Raw genomic sequence first — 12,056 nt, forward strand, 5'->3', positions numbered from 1 at the left:
GGGAACTGATTAAGATTATATTGGTTATTAGTCAAGAATTTCAGTAATCTGACCAGAACCTACTGTACGACCACCTTCACGGATAGCGAAACGCAAACCTACGTTCAATGCTACCGGGTAGATCAGTTCTACAGTGATTTCTACGTTATCACCAGGCATTACCATTTCAGTTCCTTCCGGAAGAGTGATTTCACCTGTACAGTCCATAGTACGCAGATAGAACTGAGGACGGTATTTGTTGTGGAACGGAGTGTGACGACCACCTTCTTCTTTCTTCAAAACGTAGATAGAAGCTTTGAACTTAGAGTGAGGTTTAATCTGACCGGGCTTACAAAGAACCATACCACGTTTGATTTCGTTCTTGTCGATACCACGGAGCAACAGACCTACGTTGTCACCAGCTTCACCTTGATCCAGCAACTTGCGGAACATTTCAACACCAGTTACAACAGACTTCTTGTCTTCACCCAAACCGAGGATTTCAACTTCGTCACCTACATGGATAACACCAGCTTCGATACGACCAGTAGCTACAGTACCACGACCAGTGATTGAGAATACGTCTTCAACCGGCATCAAGAACGGTTTGTCAATATCACGCGGAGGCAGAGGAATCCAAGTGTCGCAAGCATCCATCAGCTCCATAACCTTCTCTTCCCACTTTTCAACGCCATTCAACGCACCAAGAGCAGAACCCTGGATGAACGGAGTGTTGTCGCCGTCGAATTCGTAAGCTGAAAGCAGTTCACGCATTTCCATTTCAACGAGTTCCAACATTTCAGCGTCGTCTACCATGTCACACTTGTTCATGAATACAACCAGTCTCGGTACGTTTACCTGACGAGCCAGCAAGATGTGCTCACGAGTCTGAGGCATCGGACCATCAGTAGCAGCAACTACGATGATAGCACCATCCATCTGAGCAGCACCAGTTACCATGTTCTTTACGTAGTCGGCGTGACCCGGGCAGTCTACGTGAGCGTAGTGACGGTTAGCTGTTTCATACTCTACGTGAGAAGTGTTGATAGTGATACCTCTCTCCTTTTCTTCAGGAGCGTTATCGATAGAATCGAAAGAACGCAATTCAGAAAGACCTTTCTTTGCCAACACTGTAGTGATAGCAGCTGTCAACGTGGTTTTACCGTGGTCAACGTGACCAATTGTACCAATGTTTACGTGAGGTTTGGTACGTTCGAATTTCTCTTTAGCCATAGCTTTACTTGTTATTTATTTGATTAATAATCAGCTTTTACATCTTTGTGAGCTGTTACCGGGACTTGAACCCGGGACCTCTTCCTTACCAAGGAAGTGCTCTACCGCTGAGCTATAACAGCAAGGAGAATAAGAGTTGTGGGCAAAGATGGATTCGAACCACCGAAGGCGTAAGCCAGCAGATTTACAGTCTGCCCCATTTGGCCACTCTGGTATTTGCCCCTACATTATAAAAAGAACTCTCTTCCTTACTAAATCATCGCAGAGTGAACTTTACCCGGACGATTTCCGTTCTCATATCATCTCCACCTCGTGAAGAAAGACTCATTCCACTCATCCTTGAGCGAGCCTCTTGTCGGATTCGAACCAACGACCCCGAGATTACAAATCACGTGCTCTGGCCAACTGAGCTAAAGAGGCAAGCTAAAAAATGCAACCGTAACGTTCATAGTGTGAGCGAAACGGCTGCAAATTTAGGCATTTATTTTTTACCCGCAAAATTTTAGCGGAAAATTATTTGCTCCGTTGCTTTTCCTTGTACTTAACCAGCTGTTTTTCCAAAGCTTCCAGACATAAATCCACTGCTTCTTCAAACGTATCACAAACCTTGTTTGCATAAAACTCGCCATTGGGAACCAATACTTTCACTCCGGCTTCTTTATTTTCGGCTGTTTCTGGTTTTACTACCTTTAATGACACCTCTACTTTCTTTATATCGTCGTAAAATTTCTCCAACTTAGCAACTTTCTTTTGAACGAAAGACTGCAATTGCTCTGACGCATCAAAGTGAATCGATTGAATTCTTACTTCCATACTTACCTCCTTTTTACTTTAGGCTCGGGGATGAGCCTGATTATACACTTTTTTAAGCTCTTCAAAAGTAGTATGCGTATAAACTTCCGTTGTCGCCAGACTCTCGTGTCCGAGGAGTTCTTTTATCGAGCCTAAATCAGCACCATTGTTCAGCATAGCCGTTGCAAAGGTGTGCCTCAGCACGTGGGGACTTCTTTTTTTTACAGTCACTACCTTCGAAAGGTTTCGTTTCACAAGGCATGCTACGATACTGCGGTAAAGCCTTTTTCCATTCTTCCGGACAAAAAAAGCATCCGAGCGAACCGGGACAGCTTCATTCCGCACATTGACATATTCTCGCATCGAGCGTCCCAGCTCCTCATCGAAAGGTATAAGACGTTGTTTATTCCGTTTTCCCGTCACTTTAACGAGAGAAGCCGAAAAATCGACATCCTTATCATCCAACCCTATCAATTCTGAAAGTCGCATGCCGGTAGCATAAAACATTTCAATAATCATATGGTCGCGACACCCTTCAAAACCTTCACCAAAGTCCATATCATCCAGTAACCTATTCATCTCACCCTCTCTCAGAAATACCGGAAGCGGCTTTTTCTTCTTGGGCCCCGTCACTTTCCGCAACGGATCTACCGCGACCTCGCCTCTCCTCAAAAGGAATTTATAGTATGTCCGGATAGAACTCAGCTTTCGGTTTATCGTATTAGAAGCAAGTCCTTTGTCCATCAAGGAAGCAATCCATTCACGAACAAGTTCCGCATCTACATCCGATGGAGTCAAGTCTCCCAACATTTCTTCTCCAAACCTCTGCAGTTCAAGAATATCTGCCCGATAGTACTCAACCGTACCTTTGGAATAGTTCCGCTCGTGCAGAAGATAGTCAAGAAAAGAATCTGTCAACAACATATCGCTACATATCTAAAATCATGCAACGAATGTATGAAAAAGAATTCAATAATTCAAAGGAATTTACGAATTATTAATCTTCTACTTGCTGAAGTTGTTGAACGTAAACAGCACGTTCTTTCTTAAGTCTTTTAGTCACAGACGGTTTATCAAACTGTTGTCTGCGTCTCAATTCCTTAACTGTGCCAGTTTTTTCAAACTTTCTTTTGAATTTCTTCAGCGCTTTTTCAATGTTTTCGCCTTCTTTTACAGGTACTACAATCATTTTCTTTTAATTAAATGTTAATGGTTTAAAAATCTCACGATTAAATTGAGCGGCAAAATTACACATACTTTCTTTATTCACAAAACTTTCTGCAAAAAAATTACCCATGATTCCTAATTATCAAACGAATGAGCAAAGGGAAAGATGTTTTTATTGAGCCAATCCGCTAAAATCCGTGAAGCATAGCAAATTTTTAAAAGAGAATGTGTAACTTTGAAAGCAGAGAATGAAGAGATTATAAACTCATTTACACGCCTACTTAATTACATTTATAAAAATATGGCTCAGACAATCAATCAACGTATAGATGCTCTACGGGCATTGTTAAAAAGAGAAGGCATAGACGCTTTCATTATCCCCAGTACCGACCCGCACCTAAGCGAGTACGTAGCACCGTACTGGAAATCAAGAGAATGGATATCAGGCTTCACCGGTTCGGCAGGCACGGCGGTGATTACCACCGACAAGGCGGGACTGTGGACAGATTCTCGCTATTTTCTCCAAGCCGAGCAGCAGCTGGAAGGCAGCGGCATCGACTTATACAAGGAAATGCTGCCCGAAACGCCCAGCATCCTCGATTTCCTGCGGGAGAACCTTACAGCGAATTCAGTTGTAGGTATAGACGGAAAGGTATTTTCCACCACACAAGCCATAGCCCTGCAAGAGGATCTGGCAAAAAACGGCATCACCGTAAAGAGCATTGCCGACCCGATGAATGAGATATGGACAGACCGCCCTCCCATGCCCGAAGCACCCGCCTTTATCCACGAGATGAAATACGCCGGGAAAAGCTGTCCGGACAAACTGGCTGCTATCCGCCGGGAGATGAAGAAGAGTGAAGCGGACGTATTATTGGTGTCGGCATTGGACGAGATAGCATGGACACTCAATATACGCGGCAACGATGTGCATTGCAACCCCGTAGTAGTAAGCTACCTGATAATCAACGAACAAGAAACACACTTTTTCATCCAGCCCGAGAAAGTAACGGAAGAGCTTTCAGCCCATCTGGAAGAAGCCGGCGTCACCATCCATGCTTATGGGGACACCGAATCCTTTGTGACAAGAATACCGGACGGCAGCATCATGCTCGACATGGGAAAGACGAATTATGCCGTTTATTCCGCCCTCCCCCCTTCCTGCCGAGTACTTGACGAGCGCTCACCGATAGCCTTGCTGAAAGCGGTCCGCAATGACCGGGAAATAGCCGGCATCCACGCAGCCATGCAACGCGACGGAGTGGCACTGGTGAAGTTCCTGAAATGGCTGGAGGAGGCCGTTTCCGCAGGCAACGAGACAGAAATCAGCGTAGACAAGAAACTGCACGAATTCCGTGCCGCACAGCCACTCTACATGGGGGAAAGCTTCGACACCATTGCCGGGTACAAGGAACATGGAGCCATCGTACACTACGAAGCCACTCCGGCAACGGACGTGCCACTGAAACCCGAGGGATTCCTGCTGCTGGACTCGGGTGCGCAATACCTGGACGGCACTACCGACATCACCCGCACCATCGCACTGGGGAAACTGACCGAAGAAGAGAAGACGGACTACACCCTGATACTGAAAGGACATATCGACCTCGCCATGGCTGTCTTCCCGGAAGGTACGCGAGGAGCGCAACTGGATGTACTGGCCCGCATGCCGATATGGCAACACCACATGAACTTCCTGCATGGTACCGGGCACGGCGTAGGCCATTTCCTCAATGTGCACGAAGGTCCGCAAAGCATCCGCATGAATGAGAATCCGGTAACCCTACGGCCGGGAATGGTCACTTCCAACGAACCGGGCGTTTATAAAGCCGGAAGCCATGGAATACGCACGGAAAACCTGGTGCTGACCGTGAAGGACGGTGAAGGCATGTTCGGAAATTACCTGAAGTTCGAAACCATTACCCTCTGCCCCATCTGCAAGAAAGGTATCATCAAAGAGATGCTGACGGCAGAGGAAACGGCATGGCTGGACAACTATCACCAGCATGTATACGAGACACTTTCGCCAAGCCTGAACGAAGGAGAACGGGAATGGCTGAAGGAAGCATGCAGTAACCTAACCACTAATCACTAAAAAAATGGCATTAATAAAATCAGTAAGAGGATTCACTCCCGAAATCGGGGAGAATTGTTTTTTGGCGGACAATGCGGTTGTCATTGGCGACGTCAAGATGGGACGGGATTGCAGCATCTGGTTCAGCACCGTGCTGCGGGGTGACGTAAACTCAATCCGCATAGGGAACGGAGTAAACATCCAGGATGGAAGCGTGCTCCACACCTTGTACGAGAAATCGACCATAGAGATAGGAGACCACGTATCCGTGGGGCACAACGTGACCATCCACGGAGCCACTATCAAGGACTATGCTTTGGTAGGGATGGGTTCCACCATCCTTGACCACGCAGTAGTGGGCGAAGGGGCTATTGTCGCCGCTGGTTCCCTGGTATTGAGCAATACGGTCATCGAGCCGGGAAGCATCTGGGGAGGAGTCCCCGCCAAGTTCATCAAGAAAGTAGATCCGGAGCAGGCCAAGGAGCTGAACCAGAAGATTGCACACAACTATCTGATGTATTCCGACTGGTACAAATAAAGGGAGACAAGGCGCCCCAAAAAGGCAGGGCGATAAAGGGATGCCATTCCATCACCTTTACCGCCCTATCGCTTTTATCACTCTTTACTTTTCTAAAAGTTTATCATACTCATTATCTTATCCGTTGCACCGGCGTTGCCGGTCACATAATTGCTTGCATTCATGCCTGATTCGCGCAAAAAGACTTCATCTGTCAGCATACGGTCGAGCAAAGTTTTCAGTTCCTCATAATCCTTCACCGAGAAAGCGCCTTTTGCCTCCAGCAACTGGATGGCCTCCTGGAATTTCTGATACTTCGGTCCGAAAATCACCGGAATGCCATAAACTGCAGCCTCAAGGGTATTGTGGATTCCCACCCCGAAACCACCTCCGATATAGGCAATCTCGCCATAGCGGTAGATGGAAGAGAGCAACCCGAAGCAGTCGATAATCAGGCAGTCGGCCTTACGGACATTCTTCTCGTCGGCACGGGTATAGCGCACGTAGGGGCGTTTCAGTTTACGGATAATCTCTACCAGATGGTTTTCGTCGATAACGTGCGGAGCGATAACCAACTTCACCTCTGGATGCTGGTTAAAGTATTCAATAAACAAATCCTCGTCCGGCTGCCAGGAGCTTCCTGCCACGAAAGTCATCGTGTTGTTCTTGAAAAGCTCCACCAAAGGCAGATGTTTGGCCTCCTCACGAATCTGCAGCACACGGTCAAAACGGGTATCCCCCACCACCGTGACACGGCTGATACCTATCTTCGCCAGATAGCGTTTGGAGCGTTCATTCTGCACAAACAAATGGTCGAAGTCGCGCAGCACATGTCTGTACGTACCGCCATACCACTTGAAGAATACTTGTCCGCGGCGGAAAATGGAAGAAATGCTGTACACCGGAATACGGCGCTTGTGCAGTTCGTCCAGATAGTTCTTCCAGAACTCGTACTTGATGAAGAATGCCATGCAGGGATTCACGATATCCAGGAACTTCTTCACATTGCGGGACTTGTCGAAAGGCAAGTAACAGACAACGTCTGCCCCCCTATAATTCTTGCGGACCTCATAGCCCGACGGCGAGAAGAAAGTCAGCAGAATACCGTAATCCGGATATTTGGCACGAATTTTCTCAATCAACGGCCGTCCCTGCTCGAACTCCCCCAAAGAAGCGGCATGGAACCATATATAGCGCACGTCCTTCTCCAACTGCTGCCGGAGAAGTTCATAGACCACCCAGTGTCCCTTCATCATTTTTCGGGGCTTACGGCTAAATGGAGCAGCCAGATGCACCAGAATATCGTAGATGGCTATTGCCAAGTCATATAGCATACTATATGGATTAAGGATGAAGAAGATTTATTCACTTTAAAGCATCAACAGCACGCTGTATACGGGCCAACGTCTCTTCCTTGCCAATCAGCTCGGTAATGTCGAACATGTGCGGGCCTTTACACTCGCCCACCACTGACAAGCGGAAGGCATTCATCACATTTCCCATGTGATAGCCACGCTCAGTAATCCAACCAATCACAATATCTTCGGAAGGCTTGGAGGAGAAATCCCCGATGCCGCGCAACACATCCATCAATTCGGTCATGATGCGGGGAGTATCTTCCGACCAACGCTTCTTCACATCCTTTGCCGCATATTCCGTGGGGGCTACGAAGAAAAAACGGGTCTGGTCCCACAGTTCCTTTACGAAGTTGACGCGTCCCTTCACCAGTGAAACCACTTTCGTAAGGAACTCGTCGCTATAGTTGGAGGCGTCTATGCCGTTGGACTCCAGCACCGGTCTGAAAAGACAAGCTATCTCCGCATCCGGTTTCATCATGATGTACTCATGGTTGAACCAGATACCTTTCTTATAGTCGAATTTGGCACCCGACTTGCTGCAATGGCTCAAATCAAACAATTTCACCAATTCATCCATAGACATCAGTTCCTGGTCATTGCCCGGATTCCAGCCCAGCAGAGCCAGGAAATTAATGACCGCTTCGGGCAGATAGCCTGATTCGCGGTAGCCTGAAGAGACATCTCCCGACTTGGGGTCATGCCACTCCAACGGGAAAACCGGGAAGCCCAGACGGTCGCCGTCACGCTTACTCAATTTGCCGTTACCCTCGGGCTTCAGCAACAAGGGCAAATGCGCAAAGGCAGGCATGGTATCCTCCCACCCAAAGGCACGGTAGAGCAATACATGCAACGGTGCGGAAGGCAACCATTCCTCACCGCGTATCACATGGGACACTTCCATCAAATGGTCGTCCACAATATTGGCCAGATGGTAAGTAGGAAGTTCATCTGCCGATTTATAAAGAACCTTGTCATCAAGAATGGAAGAGTTTATCACTACTTCCCCACGAATCAGGTCGTTCACATGCACATCTTCGTTCGGCTCTATCTTGAAACGCACCACGTACTGCTTACCGGCAGCAATCAGCGCGTCTACCTCTTCTTTAGGAAGGGTCAGTGAATTGCGCATCTGCATGCGGGTAGAAGCATCGTACTGGAAATTCGCAATCTCCGCACGCTTTGCTTCCAGCTCCTCAGGAGTATCGAAAGCGATGTAGGCTTTTCCGGCCTCCAGCAGAATCTGAACATACTTCTTGTATATTTCCCGACGTTCCGACTGACGGTACGGGCCATGGTCTCCACCGAAACTCACGCCCTCGTCAAACGGGATGCCCAACCACTTGAAAGACTCCAGGATATATTCTTCCGCACCCGGTACAAACCGGTTGGAATCAGTATCTTCAATACGAAATATCAAATCTCCTCCATGCTGACGCGCAAAGAGATAATTGTATAAAGCTGTACGCACACCGCCGATGTGCAACGCCCCCGTAGGACTCGGGGCAAAACGGACTCTGACCTTTCTTTCTGTCATAATCTACCTTACTTATGAATATTTTAGACGGCAAAATTAAACCTTTTTTTCCACACTAATGTTTTTTTTTGTACTTTTCGCAAAAATTTCAGCCGATATGAGTTATTTCAATACAAAAAAAGAGTTCTCGCTCAGAGATTTGCTATACAGAGCACTGATATTCATCGGCACTGTGGGGATTATTGTCTATTTTCTGCCACGTGACGGTAAATTCAACTACCAGTTCGACATTGACAAGCCCTGGAAGTACGGACAGCTCATGGCCACCTTCGACTTCCCCATCTATAAGGCCGATGAAGTGGTGAAACGCGAGCAAGACAGTATCCTCGCCGCCTTCCAGCCGTATTTCCAGCTGGACAAAAGCATTGAGAAAAGTGTGCTCGCCAAGTTGAAGGCAGACTATCAGACCCACCTGCGCGGCCTGCTTCCCTCCACCGACTACGTCCGCTTTCTGGAAAGGAAACTCTCTGAAGTATATCGCGCCGGCATCGTTTCTACCGAAGAGCTGAACCAACTGCATAAGGACAGCACAACCGCCATCATGGTCATTAACGACAAACTGGCCAACCAGCAGGACATCAACAAGGTATATTCGGTGAAGGATGCCTATAACTATATACTCACGGCCGATACCGCCCACTACCGCCCGGACATTCTACGGCAATGCTCGCTGAACGAATATCTGTTCCCTAATCTGACCTATGACGAGCAGCGGACCGAAACCGCTAAGAAGGAGATGCTCGACAACTATTCATGGGCCAACGGCATCGTACTGAGCGGACAGAAAATCATCGACCGCGGCGAGATTGTCAGCCAGGAGACATACAACATCCTTGAGAGTCTACGGAAAGAATCCATCAAACGCAGTGAGTCCATCGGGCAAAAACGGTTGATGCTGGCGGGGCAGGTATTGTTTGTCAGTATCTTCATGCTGTGTTTCATGCTCTACCTCGACTTGTTCCGTAAAGATTACTACAAGCGCAAGGGCAGCCTCTCCCTGCTCTTCGCCCTCATCATGTTCTATTGCGTGGTGACGGCCATCATGGTTGCCAACAACATATTCAATGTCTATATCATCCCGTATGCCATGCTGCCGGTCATCATCCGGGTGTTCCTCGACTCACGCACGGCCTTCATCGCACAAGTCACCACCATACTGATATGCTCCATCTGCCTGCGCTATCCGCATGAATTCATTCTTCTGCAACTCTCGGCGGGGCTGGTTGCCATCTTCAGTCTGAGGGAACTTTCACAACGGTCGCAACTGTTCCGGACAGCCTTCCTCGTCATATTGACCTACGCTGCCGTCTACTTTGCTTTCGAGCTGATTACAGAAAACGACTTGACAAAAATCAACGGAAGCATGTACACCTATTTCGTCATCAACGGAGTGTTGCTGCTGTTCACCTATCCCCTGCTCTTCCTGGTGGAAAAGACGTTTGGCTTTACCTCCAATGTCACCCTGGTCGAATTGTCCAACATCAACAACAGCCTGCTACGCCGCATGTCCGAGACAGTTCCCGGCACCTTCCAGCATTCCATGCAGGTTGCCAACCTTGCGGCGGAAGCGGCCAACCGTATCGGAGCCAAAAGCCAGCTGGTACGTACCGGAGCGCTGTATCATGACATCGGCAAGATGGAGAATCCGGTGTTCTTCACCGAGAACCAATCGGGTGGAGTCAATCCGCACAAGAATCTGGGCTATGAGCAAAGTGCCCAAGTCGTCATCAGCCATGTGACGGACGGGCTGAAGCTGGCCGAGAAGAACAATCTCCCCAAAGTAATCAAGGATTTCATCACCACTCACCATGGCCGTGGGAAAACGAAGTATTTCTATATCTCCTGGAAAAACGAGCACCCCGGTGAAGACCCTAACGAGGAGGCATTCACCTACCCCGGTCCCAACCCGTTCACCAAAGAGCAGGCTATCCTAATGATGGCCGATTCGGTGGAAGCCGCTTCACGCAGTCTGCCCGAATATACGGAAGAGAGCATCAGCAATCTGGTAGACAAGATTATCGATTCGCAAGTGGCAGAAGGCTATTTCAAGGAATGCCCCATCACCTTCAAGGATATTGCCACCGTGAAGAACGTATTCAAGGAGAAGCTGAAGACTATATACCATACCCGCATCAGTTATCCCGAACTTAAAAAATAAGAACTATGGAAGTGACCAGTAAAGAACAGAAAAGAGCCGAACAACTGCTGCAAAGCCAGCACATCGGACTGCACCAAATCAAGAGTTTCAGTTTCATGGAGCGTTACCACCAGGTTCCCCGCAAAAGCAACTTGGCTGCGAAAGACAAATATGGTCCGGGCATACTGACTTTACATCTAAAGGAAGGGAAAGAAAAAGTAATCTATCTGCCTCCTTTCCGTCACCCTTCCTCGGTCATCCGCTACCTGGTCTCCCTAGAAATCCCCTTCGACAACTACGCACCGAGGGAACGGACAGTCGCAGAGGTTCCCACAGAAACATACCAGCGTCCGTCACTCTATATGTTCTGGTTCTTTGTCTTATTCCTGATATTCCTTATATTGGGATATTATTCCATCAGTGGCAACGTATGGTGGGGCTTCATCCCGGCTATCATTTCGTTTGCATTAAGTCTTTTTTTCATCAGCATGCTGATGACCCGCTTCTGCTACCTGACGTTGGACAATAACGGCCTCATCATACACAGCGTAGGCAGGACTATCCGCTATCCGTACCAGAACCTAAGAAAAGTAAACTTCGACTTTGCCCGCGAACAGAACTTCACGCACGTCATGGAATTGCTGGACAACGATTACCGCTACCGTCTGTTCTATATCGGAAGGGTTTCGAGGAAGAAGCTGAATGAGATTGCCGAACGCCTGCAACAAGCCGGGGTAGACGCCACTTGCAGCCTGAATGATAACAAACGGTTCTTCCAAGATAGGTATATCAGCCACTAAACAGACGTTAGCCAACAAATAAGCTGCCGGATACGGCATTATTCCCATTTCGCAGATTTCAGAATGATGCCTTTGCACTTGCTCTCAATTTATTTATAATTGCAGGATAAACCTTTTTATAAATAATTTGGAAATGAGCAGAAATGAAATTACCTTACAAGAGATGTTCTCCTCAGTCATCGGAGAACTCCGGGAAAGCGGCAGGTGGGGAACGGCACACATCTACCAGTCAGCGGTGAATGCATTCTCGGCATTCACCAAATGGCAACCGATGCCCATGCGCAAGCTGAGCCCGACCGTACTGAAGAGATTCGAAAACTTCCTCAGACAGAGGAACTGCAGTTGGAACACCGTATCCACCTACATCAAGACGGTACGCTCGGTGTATCATCGGGCGGTGGACAGAAAGTACATACGGTATGTACCCAGACTGTTCGAGCATGTATATACCGGCACACGGGCGGA

General features: G+C 48.0%; 11 protein-coding genes and 3 tRNA genes. 5 read left to right on the plus strand and 9 right to left on the minus strand.

The annotated features are described in order from the left end of the window. Window positions 1-27 precede the first annotated feature (27 nt). The 7 genes from tuf to rpsU form a co-directional block, all read right to left on the minus strand. Entirely contained in the window at window positions 28-1,212 is a 1,185-nt protein-coding gene (gene tuf / locus DW947_RS17515; protein ID WP_005825727.1) for an elongation factor Tu, read from the minus strand. A 50-nt stretch (window positions 1,213-1,262) separates the two neighbouring features. Further along, a tRNA-Thr gene (locus tag DW947_RS17520) sits at window positions 1,263-1,334 on the minus strand. Between the two features lie 17 nt (window positions 1,335-1,351). Beyond that, a tRNA-Tyr gene (locus tag DW947_RS17525) sits at window positions 1,352-1,434 on the minus strand. 124 nt (window positions 1,435-1,558) lie between these two features. Beyond that, window positions 1,559-1,632 (minus strand) — tRNA-Thr (locus DW947_RS17530). A gap of 93 nt (window positions 1,633-1,725) precedes the next feature. Beyond that, on the minus strand, window positions 1,726-2,025 hold the full coding sequence (hpf, locus tag DW947_RS17535) for a ribosome hibernation-promoting factor, HPF/YfiA family (RefSeq protein ID WP_005825731.1): 300 nt from the start codon (window positions 2,023-2,025) through the stop codon (window positions 1,726-1,728). 18 nt (window positions 2,026-2,043) lie between these two features. Then, window positions 2,044-2,928 (minus strand): tyrosine recombinase XerC, encoded by an 885-nt coding sequence (locus DW947_RS17540; protein ID WP_016271996.1) that lies wholly within the window; start codon window positions 2,926-2,928, stop codon window positions 2,044-2,046. A 73-nt stretch (window positions 2,929-3,001) separates the two neighbouring features. After that, a complete protein-coding gene (gene rpsU, locus DW947_RS17545) occupies window positions 3,002-3,193 on the minus strand; it encodes a 30S ribosomal protein S21 (protein WP_005825735.1) in 192 nt (63 codons plus the stop codon). A 279-nt stretch (window positions 3,194-3,472) separates the two neighbouring features. Between rpsU and DW947_RS17550 the strand changes: the two genes are divergently transcribed. Both DW947_RS17550 and DW947_RS17555 read left to right on the plus strand, forming a co-directional pair. Next, complete coding sequence (locus tag DW947_RS17550; RefSeq protein WP_117704072.1) at window positions 3,473-5,266, plus strand: aminopeptidase P family protein; 1,794 nt, start codon at window positions 3,473-3,475, stop codon at window positions 5,264-5,266. 4 nt (window positions 5,267-5,270) lie between these two features. Next, complete coding sequence (locus DW947_RS17555; RefSeq protein ID WP_009037306.1) at window positions 5,271-5,783, plus strand: gamma carbonic anhydrase family protein; 513 nt, start codon at window positions 5,271-5,273, stop codon at window positions 5,781-5,783. A gap of 92 nt (window positions 5,784-5,875) precedes the next feature. On the opposite strand, the gene DW947_RS17560 is transcribed toward DW947_RS17555, so the two are convergent. Together DW947_RS17560 and gltX are read right to left on the minus strand one after the other, a co-directional pair. Further along, window positions 5,876-7,096 carry a 3-deoxy-D-manno-octulosonic acid transferase gene (locus DW947_RS17560; RefSeq protein ID WP_005825739.1) on the minus strand — a complete coding sequence of 407 codons (1,221 nt, stop codon included), beginning with the start codon at window positions 7,094-7,096 and terminating at the stop codon, window positions 5,876-5,878. Window positions 7,097-7,127: 31 nt separating this feature from the next. Further along, window positions 7,128-8,654 (minus strand): glutamate--tRNA ligase, encoded by a 1,527-nt coding sequence (gene gltX / locus DW947_RS17565; protein ID WP_009037307.1) that lies wholly within the window; start codon window positions 8,652-8,654, stop codon window positions 7,128-7,130. Between the two features lie 97 nt (window positions 8,655-8,751). Between gltX and DW947_RS17570 the strand changes: the two genes are divergently transcribed. The 3 genes from DW947_RS17570 to DW947_RS21920 form a co-directional block, all read left to right on the plus strand. Further along, window positions 8,752-10,812, plus strand: a complete 2,061-nt coding sequence (locus DW947_RS17570) for an HD family phosphohydrolase (RefSeq protein WP_009037308.1) — start codon at window positions 8,752-8,754, stop codon at window positions 10,810-10,812. Between the two features lie 5 nt (window positions 10,813-10,817). Further along, entirely contained in the window at window positions 10,818-11,591 is a 774-nt protein-coding gene (locus tag DW947_RS17575) for a hypothetical protein (RefSeq protein ID WP_119958573.1), read from the plus strand. A gap of 133 nt (window positions 11,592-11,724) precedes the next feature. Next, window positions 11,725-12,056 (plus strand): phage integrase SAM-like domain-containing protein (locus DW947_RS21920; RefSeq protein ID WP_243635099.1); only part of this gene is annotated, 332 nt, incomplete at its 3' end.

The organism is Bacteroides sp. AM44-19 (genome assembly GCF_003603395.1).
Lineage (GTDB): Bacteria > Bacteroidota > Bacteroidia > Bacteroidales > Bacteroidaceae > Bacteroides > Bacteroides uniformis.